Annotated in this window: 17 protein-coding genes; 5 read left to right on the forward strand and 12 right to left on the reverse strand. The window is 73.1% G+C overall.

Going from position 1 to position 12,952, the window contains the following annotated elements; genetic code table 11:
• Positions 1-114: 114 nt before the first annotated feature.
• Positions 115-1,038: a neutral zinc metallopeptidase gene (locus PKA89_RS05275; RefSeq protein WP_324417290.1), complete on the forward strand. Its 924-nt coding sequence runs from the start codon at positions 115-117 to the stop codon at positions 1,036-1,038.
• A gap of 24 nt (positions 1,039-1,062) precedes the next feature.
• On the opposite strand, the gene PKA89_RS05280 is transcribed toward PKA89_RS05275, so the two are convergent.
• Positions 1,063-1,503 (reverse strand): hypothetical protein, encoded by a 441-nt coding sequence (locus PKA89_RS05280; RefSeq protein ID WP_324417292.1) that lies wholly within the window; start codon positions 1,501-1,503, stop codon positions 1,063-1,065.
• A gap of 151 nt (positions 1,504-1,654) precedes the next feature.
• Here PKA89_RS05280 and PKA89_RS05285 point away from each other — a divergent pair, with 151 nt between their 5' ends.
• The gene (locus PKA89_RS05285; protein ID WP_324417294.1) at positions 1,655-2,008 is read left to right on the forward strand and encodes a VOC family protein; all 354 of its coding nucleotides are present in this window, start codon (positions 1,655-1,657) and stop codon (positions 2,006-2,008) included.
• Between the two features lie 13 nt (positions 2,009-2,021).
• Here PKA89_RS05285 and PKA89_RS05290 read toward each other — a convergent pair whose 3' ends face one another.
• From PKA89_RS05290 to pssA, 10 genes are read right to left on the reverse strand one after another with little or no spacing between them, the layout of a single operon-like run.
• Entirely contained in the window at positions 2,022-2,543 is a 522-nt protein-coding gene (locus PKA89_RS05290; protein ID WP_324417296.1) for an acVLRF1 family peptidyl-tRNA hydrolase, read from the reverse strand.
• 1 nt (position 2,544) lies between these two features.
• Positions 2,545-2,871, reverse strand: coding sequence for a metal-sulfur cluster assembly factor (locus PKA89_RS05295; protein WP_324417298.1), 327 nt, complete (start codon positions 2,869-2,871; stop codon positions 2,545-2,547).
• Positions 2,868-3,314, reverse strand: a complete 447-nt coding sequence (sufU, locus tag PKA89_RS05300) for a Fe-S cluster assembly sulfur transfer protein SufU (RefSeq protein WP_324417300.1) — start codon at positions 3,312-3,314, stop codon at positions 2,868-2,870. The genes PKA89_RS05295 and sufU overlap by 4 nt, the downstream gene beginning before the upstream one ends.
• A complete protein-coding gene (locus tag PKA89_RS05305; protein ID WP_324417302.1) occupies positions 3,314-4,609 on the reverse strand; it encodes a SufS family cysteine desulfurase in 1,296 nt (431 codons plus the stop codon). The genes sufU and PKA89_RS05305 overlap by 1 nt, the downstream gene beginning before the upstream one ends.
• Position 4,610: 1 nt before the next feature.
• A complete protein-coding gene (sufC, locus tag PKA89_RS05310) occupies positions 4,611-5,375 on the reverse strand; it encodes a Fe-S cluster assembly ATPase SufC (RefSeq protein WP_324417304.1) in 765 nt (254 codons plus the stop codon).
• A 7-nt stretch (positions 5,376-5,382) separates the two neighbouring features.
• Positions 5,383-5,724: a non-heme iron oxygenase ferredoxin subunit gene (locus PKA89_RS05315; RefSeq protein WP_324417306.1), complete on the reverse strand. Its 342-nt coding sequence runs from the start codon at positions 5,722-5,724 to the stop codon at positions 5,383-5,385.
• Positions 5,721-6,902: a Fe-S cluster assembly protein SufD gene (gene sufD, locus PKA89_RS05320; protein WP_324417308.1), complete on the reverse strand. Its 1,182-nt coding sequence runs from the start codon at positions 6,900-6,902 to the stop codon at positions 5,721-5,723. The genes PKA89_RS05315 and sufD overlap by 4 nt, the downstream gene beginning before the upstream one ends.
• Positions 6,902-8,323 (reverse strand): Fe-S cluster assembly protein SufB, encoded by a 1,422-nt coding sequence (gene sufB, locus PKA89_RS05325; RefSeq protein WP_324417310.1) that lies wholly within the window; start codon positions 8,321-8,323, stop codon positions 6,902-6,904. Before sufB ends, sufD begins: the two co-directional genes overlap by 1 nt.
• Entirely contained in the window at positions 8,320-9,012 is a 693-nt protein-coding gene (locus PKA89_RS05330) for a MarR family transcriptional regulator (protein WP_324417312.1), read from the reverse strand. The genes sufB and PKA89_RS05330 overlap by 4 nt, the downstream gene beginning before the upstream one ends.
• 47 nt (positions 9,013-9,059) lie before the next feature.
• Complete coding sequence (gene pssA / locus PKA89_RS05335) at positions 9,060-10,019, reverse strand: CDP-diacylglycerol--serine O-phosphatidyltransferase (RefSeq protein ID WP_324417314.1); 960 nt, start codon at positions 10,017-10,019, stop codon at positions 9,060-9,062.
• Between the two features lie 100 nt (positions 10,020-10,119).
• Between pssA and PKA89_RS05340 the strand changes: the two genes are divergently transcribed.
• Genes PKA89_RS05340 through PKA89_RS05350 form a run of 3 tightly spaced genes read left to right on the forward strand, consistent with a single transcriptional unit; the run spans position 10,120 to position 12,534 of the window.
• On the forward strand, positions 10,120-10,830 hold the full coding sequence (locus PKA89_RS05340; RefSeq protein WP_324417316.1) for an ABC transporter ATP-binding protein: 711 nt from the start codon (positions 10,120-10,122) through the stop codon (positions 10,828-10,830).
• The gene (locus tag PKA89_RS05345) at positions 10,827-11,570 is read left to right on the forward strand and encodes an ABC transporter permease (protein ID WP_324417318.1); all 744 of its coding nucleotides are present in this window, start codon (positions 10,827-10,829) and stop codon (positions 11,568-11,570) included. The genes PKA89_RS05340 and PKA89_RS05345 overlap by 4 nt, the downstream gene beginning before the upstream one ends.
• A gap of 37 nt (positions 11,571-11,607) precedes the next feature.
• Positions 11,608-12,534 carry a COX15/CtaA family protein gene (locus tag PKA89_RS05350; RefSeq protein ID WP_324417320.1) on the forward strand — a complete coding sequence of 309 codons (927 nt, stop codon included), beginning with the start codon at positions 11,608-11,610 and terminating at the stop codon, positions 12,532-12,534.
• Positions 12,535-12,578: 44 nt separating this feature from the next.
• Here the strand turns inward: PKA89_RS05350 and PKA89_RS05355 are convergent, their stop codons facing one another.
• Entirely contained in the window at positions 12,579-12,944 is a 366-nt protein-coding gene (locus PKA89_RS05355) for a hypothetical protein (RefSeq protein WP_324417322.1), read from the reverse strand.
• Between the last annotated feature and the right edge of the window lie 8 nt (positions 12,945-12,952).

A 12,952-nucleotide genomic window follows, 5' to 3' on the forward strand; every position in this document is an offset into this window, starting at 1 on the left:
GTCTCGGGGGTCGGCGGGGACGGTGCGGCGAGGACGGCACGCGGGCCCGGCGTCCGTCTAGTCTAGGTCGCGCCGGGCGGTGCCCCGGCACCCGGCCGAGCACGGAGGCAGCCGATGAGCTTCAACGAGAACGTCACGCTCGACACCTCGCAGGTGCGCTCCGGCGGCGGGGGTGGCCGCGGGGCTCCCGGCGGGCTCGTCGTCGGGGGCGGCATCGGCGGCATCATCCTGCTGATCCTCGGCCTCGTCTTCGGCATCGACCCCTCGCAGCTGCCCACCGGCGGCGGCACCAGCCCGTTCGACACGAACCAGGTGCAGGCGGCCGGCGACCAGGATCCGAACGCGTTCTCCGAGTGCAGGACCGGAGCGGATGCCAACCGCAGCGACGTGTGCCGGGTCGTCGGCACGGTCAACGCCGTCCAGGCGTTCTGGGAGGGCGAGCTGACCCGGTACAAGCGTCGGTGGCAGCCCACGCAAACCGTCCTCTACGACGGCGCCACGCAGTCGGCGTGCGGCACCGCGAGCAACCAGGTCGGGCCGTTCTACTGCCCGCTCGACAAGCAGGTCTACATCGACGCGAGCTTCTTCCAGGTGCTGACCCAGCAGTTCGGGGCGGACTCCGGGGCGCTGGCCCAGGAGTACGTCGTCGCGCACGAGTACGGGCACGCGCTGCAGGACCAGCTCGGGCTGCTCGGCAGGGCCCAGCAGGACCCGCAGGGCGCGGAGTCCGGGTCGGTGAAGACCGAGCTGATGGCCGACTGCCTCGCCGGCGTGTGGGTGCAGCACGCGACGACCGTGCCGGACTCGGACACCGGCACCCCGTACCTCGAGCCGTTGACCGATGCCGACATCCGCTCCGCCCTCTCGGCCGCCTCGGCGGTCGGCGACGACCGCATCCAGCAGGCCACCTCCGGCCGGGTCACCCCCGAGACGTGGACGCACGGGTCGTCGGCGGCCCGCCAGAAGTGGTTCCTCCAGGGCTACCGGACCGGCGACCTCAACCAGTGCGACACCTTCACCGGGGCGCCGGTCGAGTGACCGCCGGCCCCGGGCGCGTCCCGCTCAGCCGACCGCCTTGCGGACGAGGGCCGCGACGTCCTTCTCGCCGGCCTTCGTCAGCTGCGTGACGGCCCAGGCGACCGGCCACATCGAGCCGCCGTCGAGCTGCGCGACGTCCTGGAACTCCAGGCTCGTGTAGCGCTGACCGAACTTGCCGGAGTTCTTCACGGCGAGGAGGACCTTGCCGTCCTTCGCGTAGGCCGGCATGCCGTACCAGGTGCGCGGGGCCAGCTCGGGCGCCGCCTCGGTGATGATCTCGTGGAGCCGGCCGCACAGCGCCCGGTCGGCGTCGTCCATCTTCGCGATGGCGTCGAGGACCGCCTTGACGTCGTCCTCGGCCTTGGCCCCCTTCGCGGCGGCCCGGCGCTCGGCCACGGTCGCCTTGAGGGCGGCCTTCTCGACGTCGCTCAGGGTGCTGGCGGCGGTCTTCTTCGCTGCGCTCACGGTGCTCTCCTTCTCTCGTGCGGTGGCTGTCGCCCCATCGTGGCGCACGGCCCGGCCGGTCGCTTCTCCGTTCCTGACGGGCCCGGTGGTGGACAACCGGCCTGCGCGGCAGCAAGATCGACGGAGGGGACCCACGGACAAGGAGGACCTGATGCGGGTCATGGGCATCACGCCGAACCTCACCGTGCCGGACATCGAGGAGGCGCGGCCGTTCTGGCAGGACCTGCTCGGCCTGTCCACCGAGGAGATGAACCTCGGCTGGGTGGCGCGCTACACCTCGCCGGAGAACGGCGTCCACGTCCAGCTGGTCTCCGGCGACGCCGCCGCGCCGGAGGACTCCGCCCTCACCGTCAAGGTCGACGACGTGGACGCCGCCTGGGCCGAGGCCGTCGCGGCCGGGGTCGAGGTCGTCCACCCGCTGGTCACCGAGGAGTGGGGGGTCCGCCGGTTCTTCGTCCGCGCCCCGGGCGGCACGGTCGTCAACATCGCGCAGCACCACGAGTAGTGGGGCGGGCGGGTCACTCCTCGATGGTGACCCGGACCGCGCGCGCCCGCTCGAGGGCGGTCTCCAGCACCGCGAGACGTGGGTCGGGCAGGTCGTAGAGCTCGCGCCGGGGCAGGGCCCGCAGGGCGGCGAGCCGCGGGTCGTCGAGGACGGACTCGGCGAGAGCGCGGTCGCCGCCGAGGACGAGCCCCCGCGCCCCGGCACCGGTGAGCAGCCGGACCGCGTGGCCGGCGACGACCCCGACCAGCTCGTCGGCCTGGTTGCCGCGGCGCCGGGCGAAGCGCTGCTGGCTCCAGCCTCCGGCGGCCGTGCGCGACTGGACGTAGCGGGTACCCACCTTGTGCGCGGTCAGCCGGGGTCCGGACGCCACTCCGACGGCGTAGCCGCCGCGGCGGACGAGGAGCAGGGCCAGGGGGTCGGCCTCGAGACGCGAGACCCCGACGACCCGTTGTGGGCCGTCGGGGTTGTTCTCGTCGAAGCGCGCCCGCCAGCGGTCGTAGCGCTCGGGCGCGACCTCGACGACGCGGGTGCTCACCTCAGATGTTGAACCCGAGGGCGCGCAGCTGCTCGCGACCGTCGTCGGTGATCTTGTCCGGGCCCCACGGGGGCATCCAGACCCAGTTGACCCGGTAGGACGCGACGAGGCCCTCGAGGGAGGCGGCGGTCTGGTCCTCGATGACGTCGGTCAGCGGGCAGGCCGCCGACGTGAGCGTCATGTCGATGACGGCGTGGTTCTGCGGGTCGACGGTGATGCCGTAGACGAGGCCGAGGTCGACGACGTTGATCCCGAGCTCGGGGTCGACGACGTCGCGCATGGCCTCCTCGACGTCCGCGACGTTCGCGGGGGTGGCGGTGTCGGTCACTGCGTGGCTCCTTCGGCCTTGTAGAGGGCGTCGGTGAACGCCGCCCAGGACAACAGGGCGCACTTGACGCGCGCCGGGTACTTCGCGACACCGGCGAGGGCGACGCCGTCACCGATGACGTCCTCGTCGCCGGGGTCCTCGCCCTTGCTCGTGAGCATCGAGCGCATCGCCTCGTAGGTCGCCCGCGCGTGCTCGACGCTGCCGCCGGTGACCTCCTCGGCGAGGATGGAGGCGGAGGCGACGCTGATCGAGCAGCCCATCGAGTCGTACGAGACGTCCTCGACGACGGCGTCGGCACCGGTGCCGGAGAGGTGGACCCGGAGAGTCACCTCGTCGCCGCAGGTCGGGTTGACCTGGTGGCTCTCGCCCTCGAACGGCTCGCGGAGACCGTGGTTCACCGGGTTCTTCGAGTGGTCGAGGATGAGCTCTTGGTAGAGGTCCATCAGGCGGGCACCTCCGTGCCGAAGACGGCCGGGACGCGGTCGAGCGCCTCGAGGAGCGCGTCGACCTCGCCGGGGGTCGTGTACGCGGCGAACGAGGCCCGGGTGCTCGACGGGACGCGAAGGGCCCGGTGCAGCGGCCACGCGCAGTGGTGGCCGACGCGCACCTCGACACCGCGGTCGTCGAGCACCTGTCCGACGTCGTGCGGGTGGACCCCGTCGACCGCGAAGGCCACCGCTCCCCCACGGTCGCGCAGGTCGGCGGGCCCGAGGACGTGGACGAACGGACGCTCGGCGAGGCCGCGGAGCAGGCGCTCGGTGACGGCCTGCTCGTGCGCGTGGACGCGGTCCATCCCGAGCGCGGTGAGGTAGTCGCACGCGGCGGCCAGGCCGACCGCCTGCGCCGCGACCGGCACGCCGGCCTCGAACTTCTGCGGGACCGGCGCGTAGGTGGCCGACTCCATCGTCACCGTCTCGATCATCGAGCCGCCGGTGAGGAAGACCGGCATCTCGTCGAGGAGCTCGGCCCGGCCCCAGAGGACGCCGACCCCGAGCGGACCGAACATCTTGTGCCCCGAGTACGCGAGGAGGTCGACCCCGAGCTCGGTGACGTCGACCGGCAGGTGCGGCACCGACTGACACGCGTCGAGGACCGCGAGGGCCCCGACGGCGTGCGCCTTCTCGGCGAGCTCGCGCACCGGGTTGAGGGTGCCGAGCACGTTCGAGACGTGGGTGAACGCGAAGACCTTGGTGCGCTCGGTGAGCAGGCTGTCGATGTCGGTGAGGTCGAGCTTGCCGTCGGCCGTCACCGGGACCCAGCGCAGGGTGGCGCCGGTGCGGCGGCAGGCCTCCTGCCACGGGATGAGGTTGGCGTGGTGCTCCATCTCGGTGACGAGGACCTCGTCGCCGGGCCGCAGCGAGAACCGGTCTCCGCGACCGCCACCGCCACCGTGCGTGCCGTTGGTGAACGCGTACGCGACGAGGTTGAGCGCCTCGGTGGCGTTGCGGGTGAAGACGACCTCGGTCGGCTGCGCGCCGATGAACCGGGCGATCGTGGCGCGCGCCGACTCGTAGGCGTCGGTGCCCTCCTCGGAGAGCTGGTGCGCGCCCCGGTGCACCGCGGCGTTCGTGTGCTCGTAGAAGTGCCGCTCCGCGTCGAGGACGACGGTCGGCTTGTGCGAGGTGGCCCCGGAGTCGAGGTAGACCAGCGGGTGCCCCCCGCGCACCGTGCGCGACAGGATCGGGAAGTCGGCCCGCAGCCGGGCCAGCTCCTCGTCGGTGAAGGGGGCGGCGGACATCTCAGGCCTCGGTGACGGCGGGCTGGAAGCGGTCGTACCCCTCGGCCTCGAGGCGCTCGGCGAGCTCGGGGCCGCCCTCCTCGGCGATCCGGCCGTCGACGAAGACGTGGACGAAGTCCGGCTGGATGTAGCGCAGGATCCGGGTGTAGTGCGTGATGAGCAGGACGCCGGCGCCGGTGGACTCCTTGGCCCGGTTGACGCCCTCGGAGACGACGCGCAGGGCGTCGACGTCGAGGCCGGAGTCGGTCTCGTCGAGGACGGCGAACTTCGGCCGTAGGAGCTCCATCTGGAGGATCTCGTGGCGCTTCTTCTCGCCACCGGAGAAGCCCTCGTTGACGTTGCGCTCGGCGAACGCGGCGTCCATCCGGAGGTTCTCCATGGCGCCCCTGACGTCCTTGACCCAGGTGCGCAGCTTCGGCGCCTCGCCCGACACGGCGGTCTTGGCGGTGCGCAGGAAGTTGGAGACGGTGACGCCGGGGACCTCGACGGGGTACTGCATCGCGAGGAAGAGACCGGCGCGAGCGCGCTCGTCGACGCTCATCGCGAGCACGTCCTCGCCGTCGAGGGTGACGGTGCCGGAGGTGACGGTGTACTTCGGGTGGCCGGCGATGGAGTACGCGAGGGTCGACTTGCCCGAGCCGTTGGGGCCCATGATCGCGTGCGTCTGGCCGGACTCGATGGTCAGCGTGACGCCGCGCAGGATCTCCTTGGTGCCCTGCTCGGTCTCGACGGTGACGTGGAGGTCCTTGATCTCAAGGGTGGACATGCGGTGCTCAGCTCTCCTCGGAGAGGGCGACGAAGACCTCGTCGCCCTCGGTGCGGACGGTGTGGACGGCGATGGGGACGACGGCCGGCGGCCCCGTGGGCTCGCCGGTGCGCAGGTCGAAGCGCGAGCCGTGCAGCCAGCACTCGAGGGTGCAGCCGTCGAGCTCGCCCTCGGACAGCGACACGTTGGCGTGGCTGCAGGTGTCGTCGACGCAGTGCACGTCGCCGTCCTCGGTGCGCACGATGGTGACCCGCCGGCCCTCGATCTCGGCGAGGGCGGCACCCACCTCGGGCAGCTCGTCGAGCCGGCAGACGTAGGTGAAGCCCTCCGTGGTCAGCTGCTCGCTCACGCGGCGACACCTCCGGCCAGCTCGCGCTCGATGGCGGCCATGAGGTGCTCCTGGACCTCCGGGACGCCGATCCGGGCGACGACGCTCGCGAAGAACCCCCGGACGACGAGGCGGCGGGCCTCGTCCTCGGGGATGCCCCGCGCCTGGAGGTAGAACAGCTGCTCGTCGTCGAAGCGGCCGGTGGCCGAGGCGTGGCCGGCTCCCTCGATCTCGCCGGTCTCGATCTCGAGGTTCGGGACCGAGTCGGCCCGGGCGCCGTCGGTGAGCAGGAGGTTGCGGTTCAGCTCGTAGGTGTCGGTGCCCTCCGCCGACGCCCGGATGAGGACGTCGCCGACCCAGACCGTGCGGGCGGTCTCGCCCTGGAGCGCGCCCTTGTACTCGACGTTGCTGCGGCAGTGCGGCGCCTCGTGGTCGACGAACAGCCGGTGCTCGAGGTGCTGGCCGGCGTCGGCGAAGTACACCCCCAGGCCCTCGAACGAGCCGCCGGGTCCGGTGTACGAGGCGTTCGTGTTCAGCCGGACCACGCCGCCGCCGAGGGTGACGGCGATGTGCCGGACGCGGGCGTCGCGACCGACGACGGCGTCGTGCTGGGCGAGGTGGTGGGCGCTGTCGTCCCACTCCTGGACGGTGACGAGCGTGACGTCCGAGCCGTCGCCGGCGAGGACGGTGAGGACCTCGGCGTAGTCGGCGGTGCCGGTGTGCTCGAGGACGACCGTGGCCCTCGCGAACCGGCCGACGCGCACGAGCAGGTGACCGCGGACCAGGTCGGACCCGGTGCCGGAGAGCCGGATCCGCACCGGCTCGGTGAGCTCGGCCTCGGCCGGCACGTCGACGACGGTGACGCCGCCGCTCTGTGCCGCGGCGACGGCGGCGGCGCGGTCCTGGGGCTTCGGCACGCCGAGGGCGCGCCACTCCTCGACCGGGAGGGTCGAGACGGTGACGCCCTCGGGCAGCGACTCCTCGCGGGTCAGCGCCGCACCGGTCGGCTTGTCGCGGAAGAACGGGCCGAGCCGGTCGACCGGGGTGAAGCGCCACTCCTCCTCACGGCCGTGGGGCACCGGGAACGCCGACGGGTCGAAGGACGCCGTGCGCTCTCCGCGCGAGCGGTCGGGGACCATCGTCGCGGCGCTGTCGGTGTGCGCGCCGTCGGAGGGACGCGTGGGGTTCAGCAACGGCATCAGCCGACTGCTCCTTCCATCTGCAGCTCGATGAGGCGGTTCAGCTCGAGGGCGTACTCCATCGGGAGCTCCTTGGCGATGGGCTCCACGAAGCCGCGGACGATCATCGCCATCGCCTCCTCCTCGGTCATGCCTCGGGACATGAGGTAGAACAGCTGGTCCTCGGAGACCTTCGAGACGGTGGCCTCGTGGCCCATCTGGACGTCGTCCTCCCGGATGTCGACGTACGGGTAGGTGTCCGAGCGGCTGATCGTGTCGACGAGCAGCGCGTCGCAGACGACGGAGCTCTTCGAGCCGTGGGCGCCCTCCATCACCTGGACCAGGCCGCGGTAGCTCGTGCGACCACCGCCCCGGGCGACCGACTTGGAGACGATCGAGCTGCTCGTGTTCGGGGCCGCGTGGACCATCTTCGAGCCGGCGTCCTGGTGCTGGCCCTCGCCGGCGAAGGCGATGGACAGCGTCTCGCCCTTGGCGTGCTCGCCGAGGAGGAAGACGGCCGGGTACTTCATCGTCACCTTGGAGCCGATGTTGCCGTCGATCCACTCCATCGTCGCGCCCTCGGCGCACGTGGCGCGCTTGGTGACGAGGTTGTACACGTTGTTCGACCAGTTCTGGATCGTCGTGTAGCGCACCCGGGCGTTCTTCTTGACGACGATCTCGACAACGGCGGAGTGCAGCGAGTCGGACTTGTAGATCGGCGCGGTGCAGCCCTCGACGTAGTGCACGTACGAGCCCTCGTCGGCGATGATCAGGGTGCGCTCGAACTGGCCCATGTTCTCGGTGTTGATCCGGAAGTACGCCTGCAGCGGGATGTCGACGTGGACGCCCGGCGGGACGTAGATGAACGAGCCGCCCGACCACACCGCGGTGTTGAGCGAGGCGAACTTGTTGTCGCCGGCCGGGATGACCGAGGCGAAGTACTCGCGGAAGAGGTCCTCGTGCTCGCGCAGCCCGGTGTCGGTGTCGACGAAGATGACCCCCTTCTCCTCGAGGTCCTCGCGGATCTGGTGGTAGACGACCTCGGACTCGTACTGCGCGGCGACGCCGGCGACGAGGCGCTGCTTCTCGGCCTCGGGGATGCCGAGCCGGTCGTAGGTGTTGCGGATGTCCTCGGGCAGGTCCTCCCACGAGGCGGCCTGCTGCTCGGTGGACTTCACGAAGTACTTGATGTTCTGGAAGTCGATGCCGGTGAGGTCGCTGCCCCACGAGGGCATCGGCTTCTTCCCGAACAGGCGCAGCGACTTCATCCGCAGGTCGGTCATCCACTGCGGCTCGTTCTTCCGGGCGGAGATGTCGGCGACGACCTCCTCGGACAGGCCACGGCGGGCGCTGGCCCCGGCGACGTCGCTGTCGGCCCAGCCGTACTCGTAGGTGCCGAGGTCCTTCAGACCGGGGTTGAGCTCTTCGATGTGGCTCGTCATCGCGATGGCCTCTCGGTAGGGGTCGGGACGAACGTGGTGCAGACGTGGTCGCCGTGGGCGAGGGTCGCCAGGCGCTGGACGTGGACGCCGAGCAGGCGGGAGAACGCCTCGGTCTCGGCCTCGCACAGCTCGGGGAACTCGCTCGCGACGTGCTGGACCGGGCAGTGACCCTGGCACAGCTGCACACCGGTCAGCGCCGCGGGGCCGCCGGGTGTTCCCACGGGGCGCGCCGAGGCGGCGTACCCCTCGGTGGTCAGGGCGTCGACGAGCGCGTCGGCCCGGGCACCCGGGTCGGTGCCCACGGCCGCGACGGTGCGGGACAGCCGCTCCTCGAGGTGGGCGACGCGCTGCTCGGCGAAGGCCTGGACGGCCTGCTCGCCGCCGGTGCGGCGCAGGAAGCGCAGCGCCTCCCCGGCGAGGTCGTCGTAGTCGGAGGCCAGGGCTCGGTGGCCGGCCTCGGTGAGGACCCACGCCTTGGCCGGGCGGCCGCGGCGTCGGGGACCCGCGGCGTCGCGCGCGGCGACGAGGCCGTCGGCGTGGAGGTTGTCGACGTGGCGGCGGACGGCGGTCGCGGTGAGCCCGAGCCGCTCGACGAGGACGGTGATGCTCACCGGGCCCTCCTGGCTCACGACGCGCAGCACCCGGTCGCGGGTGCGCGACTCGTCGGTGCGGGCGTCGGTATTAACCACACACCCATGTTAGGTAATTGCGGCGACGACGTCCAAGGAAGGCTCGCCTAACCGGCCGGCTCGGGCTCCTCGCAGTACAGCCCGTCCCCCGCGCCGGGGCCGTCGACGTCGTCGTCCTCGTCGATCGGCAGGAACACCGAGGGCATCCGGCGGCGCGGCGGCGCGACCGAGTCCGTCCCGAGGAGACGCTCGCGCAGTGGTGCGGTGAGCACCCCGAACGGTGCGGTGAGGACGTACCCGTAGGCGACGACGAGGCCGGTGAGCCCGGGGGCGACGACGAGCCCGAGGAGGATGACGAGGCCCACGACCGCGGTGCCGACCCGGGCCCGCGGAGTGCGCGGCTGGAGCAGGTTGCGGAACGACCGGAAGCGGATCGTCATCACCATGAGCAGCGCCGGTGCGAGGCTGACGAGCAGCGGGAACCAGGCCCGCCACGGACCGGTCCCGGGCCCCCAGTGCGGCGAGTCGAGGGCGAAGATCGTCGCGATGACGACGCTCGCGGCGCCCGGCGAGGGCAGCCCGACGAAGTAGCGCTTGTCGGCGGCGGGGTCGATGGTCACGTTGAACCGGGCCAGCCGGAAGGCCGCGCAGGAGATCCAGAGGAAGGCGACGAGCCACGCGAGGACCGGCCACTCCTCGAGCGCCCAGGTGTGCACGAGGACGGCGGGCGCGACGCCGAAGGAGATGAGGTCGGCGAGCGAGTCGAGCTGGAGCCCGAACGGCGAGGTGGCCCCGACGAGCCGGGCGACGAAGCCGTCGGCGATGTCCATGACGATGGCGACCGCGATGAGCACCGCGGCGAGGGTGAAGTGGCCGCGGAAGGCGAGGAGCACCGACGAGAAGCCGCTGATGAGGTTGACGGTCGTGAAGGCGCTCGGCGCGAGCAACCGGGCCCGCTCGCGCTTGCGCAGCTGGCGCAGGGACACGACACGGGCGCCGGTGGGCGACACGAGCCGCCACCGGTCGAGGATGCGGCGGCGGCCGTTGCCCCCCTCGTCGGCGCTCATCGGACCGGCCCCGGGACGGGCGCCCGTCGGACGGTGACGTCGGCGGTCGCGGGCCCGACCGGGGCGATGGGTGCCATGGCCCCCACCCTAGGATGCCGGCATGGTGTCCGCGGTCCTCGTGCACGAGCTGCGGCGTGCCTTCGGGGCCACGACCGCGGTCGACGGGGCCACCTGGTCGGCCGGCGCCGGCCGGGTCACGGCGCTGCTCGGGCCCAACGGGGCCGGCAAGACGACGACGGTCGAGTGCCTCGAGGGCCTCCAGCGCCCCGACGCCGGAGAGGTGCGGGTCCTCGGCACCGACCCGTGGGGCGCGACGCCCGCGCACCGCGCCGCCGTCGGGGTGATGCTCCAGGACGGCGGCCTCCCGACCACGGTCCGCCCCCTCCCCCTGCTGCGCCATCTCGCCGCCTTCCACCGCGACCCCTGGCCGGTCGACGACCTCGCGGCGCGGCTGGGCATCGACGCCTTCGCCGCGACGACGGTCCGCCGGATGTCCGGGGGGCAGCGCCAGCGGGTCGCCCTCGCCGCGGCCCTCGTCGGTCGGCCCGAGGTGCTCTTCCTCGACGAGCCCACCGCCGGTCTCGACCCGCACGCCCGGCTGGAGGTCTGGGACCTCGTCCGCGCCGAGGCCGAGCGCGGTGTCTGCGTCGTCGTGACCACCCACTCCTTCGAGGAGGCCGAGCGGCTCGCCGACGACGTCGTCGTCATGTCCGCCGGACGCGTCGTCGCCGCCGGCCCGCTCGCCGAGGTGCGCGGCACGCGCAGCCTCGAGGACGTCTACTTCGGTCTCACCGGGAAGGAGGTCCGGTGAGCGCGCCCACCGCCGCGCGGGGGCGCGTCCTCGCCCAGGCCCGCTTCGAGACCCGCACGCTGCTCTCCAACGGGGAGCAGCTGCTCGTCTCCGTCGTCCTGCCGGCGCTGGCCCTCCTCGGGCTGGCCCTCGCCTCGGTCCCCGACCTCGGCCCGGGCCGGCGGGTCGACCTCGCGACCGCCGGCGCGCTCGCCCTCGCGGTCGTCTCGACCGCGTTCACCGGGCAGGCCATCGCCACCGGGTTCGACCGGCGCTCCGGGGTGCTCCGGCTGCTCGGCACGACCCCGCTCGGACGGGACGGGCTCCTCCTCGGCAAGGGTCTCGCGGTCCTCTCGGTCCTGGGCGTCCAGGTCGTCGTCCTCGGCGGCCTGGGGCTGGCGCTCGGCTGGCGGCCCCCCGCCGGGGGCCTGCTGCCCGGCCTGCTCACGCTGCTCCTCGGCACCGCCGCGTTCGTCTCCCTTGCCCTCCTGCTCGCCGGGACGGTCCGGGCCGAAGCGGTCCTCGCGCTCGCCAACCTCGCCTGGGTCCTGTTCCTGGGGCTCGGGATCCTCGTCCCGACCGGTCGGCTGCCCGGACCCCTCGCTGCCGTCGCCGCCGCGCTGCCCGGCGGGGCCCTTGGCGACGCCGCCCGCACCGCCCTCGCCGGGGGCGGCTGGCCGTGGGCGCAGTGGGCCGTCCTCCTCGCCTGGACGCTCGGCACCGGGGCCGCCGCCGTCCGGTGGTTCCGGTGGTCGGGGTGAGCGCGGCCGCTACGACACCACGTCGTAGCATCGTCGCGTGAGCAGCATCCCCCTCGTCCAGGGCGAGGTGTCCACCCGCAGCGTCCGGCGCTGGGCCTGGGCCACCCTCGTGGCCAACACGGTCATCATCCTCACCGGTGGCCTGGTCCGGCTCACCGGCTCCGGGCTCGGGTGCCCGGAGTGGCCGCGGTGCACCGACCAGTCGTTCGTCCCGCACCGCGAGCTCGGCGTGCACGGCGTCATCGAGTTCGGCAACCGGATGCTCACCTACGTCCTCGTCGCCGTCGTCGTCCTCAACGTCGTCGCCGTCTGGCGGTGGGCGCGCTCGACGCCCGCGCTGCGGCGGGGCGCGGTGGCGATCGCCCTCGGCATCCCGCTCCAGGGAGTCGTCGGCGGGATCACCGTCCTCACCCACCTCAACCCGTGGGTCGTCGCCCTCCACCTCGTCCTGTCGATGGCCCTCGTCGCCCTGTCGGTGTGGTTCCTCCTCGCGGTCACCGACGCGGTGGGCGCGCCGGCGCCGCTCGGCGTGCGCCGGGCCACGGTGCTCCTCCAGCTGCTGGTCTGGGTCGTGGTCTACCTCGGCACGGTGGTCACCGGCAGCGGGCCGCACGCCGGTGACGCCAGCGCGCCGCGCAACGGCCTCGACCCGCAGGTCTGGAGCCACGTCCACGCCGCGGGGGTCTATGCGCTCGTGGCCGTCACCGTCGTCGTGTGGTGGACCACTCGCGGCACGGCGCTGCACGGGCCCGTCACGGCGCTGCTCGGGGTCGAGCTCGCCCAGGGCGCGATCGGGTTCGCCCAGTACTGGACCGGCCTGCCGGTCCCGCTCGTCACGCTGCACCTGCTCGGGGCGGCCGCGCTCGTCGCGGCCTCCACCCGGGTGCTCCTCCTGGCCCGGGGGACGTCCCGCCGGCCCGCGACCACGGCGGACGCGCCGCGATCCACGCCGGTCGGCGCCTGACCCGTCCCCGGCGCGCACGTCGGCGGCGAGGTGGCCGGGTGCCGTCAGTCCAGGCGCGCGGTGGCGACCCGCTCGGTGACGAGCCGGCGCAGCTCGGCCCGGGAGAGCGTGCGCGGTCCGCAGTCGCACCATGCGGGCAGCCCGTCGGCGGGTCCCGCGTCGAGCAGGTCGGCGTACTCCGCGCCACCGCGCGACCCGCGGCGGCCCAGGTCGAGGAAGTCGCGGGAGCCGTGGGCGTGCGGGCCCGTGCGCGAGACGACGACGAGGCCCTCGTCGGTGTCGTACACCGCGGCGACGTGGTGCGCGTGCCGGCACTGAACCGTCACGACCTGGTGCTCGGACCGGTGGGCACCCAGCCCCCGGATCGCCCGCTCCGCGAGCTCCCGCCGCCCTGCGCTGCTGCTGCCCATCGCTCCTC

Origin of the sequence: Phycicoccus sp. (genome assembly GCF_035325325.1) — a bacterium.
GTDB lineage: Bacteria > Actinomycetota > Actinomycetes > Actinomycetales > Dermatophilaceae > Phycicoccus.

Excerpts from the sequence above, each read along its gene's own strand:
- PKA89_RS05275 (WP_324417290.1), top strand. The coding sequence starts at position 115 with ATGAGCTTCAACGAGAACGTCACGCTCGACACCTCGCAGGTGCGCTCC.
- PKA89_RS05285 (WP_324417294.1), top strand. The coding sequence starts at position 1,655 with ATGCGGGTCATGGGCATCACGCCGAACCTCACCGTGCCGGACATCGAG.
- sufU (WP_324417300.1), bottom strand. The coding sequence starts at position 3,314 with ATGGACCTCTACCAAGAGCTCATCCTCGACCACTCGAAGAACCCGGTG.
- PKA89_RS05305 (WP_324417302.1), bottom strand. The coding sequence starts at position 4,609 with ATGTCCGCCGCCCCCTTCACCGACGAGGAGCTGGCCCGGCTGCGGGCC.
- sufC (WP_324417304.1), bottom strand. The coding sequence starts at position 5,375 with ATGTCCACCCTTGAGATCAAGGACCTCCACGTCACCGTCGAGACCGAG.
- sufD (WP_324417308.1), bottom strand. The coding sequence starts at position 6,902 with ATGCCGTTGCTGAACCCCACGCGTCCCTCCGACGGCGCGCACACCGAC.
- sufB (WP_324417310.1), bottom strand. The coding sequence starts at position 8,323 with ATGACGAGCCACATCGAAGAGCTCAACCCCGGTCTGAAGGACCTCGGC.
- pssA (WP_324417314.1), bottom strand. The coding sequence starts at position 10,019 with ATGAGCGCCGACGAGGGGGGCAACGGCCGCCGCCGCATCCTCGACCGG.
- PKA89_RS05340 (WP_324417316.1), top strand. The coding sequence starts at position 10,120 with ATGGTGTCCGCGGTCCTCGTGCACGAGCTGCGGCGTGCCTTCGGGGCC.
- PKA89_RS05355 (WP_324417322.1), bottom strand. The coding sequence starts at position 12,944 with ATGGGCAGCAGCAGCGCAGGGCGGCGGGAGCTCGCGGAGCGGGCGATC.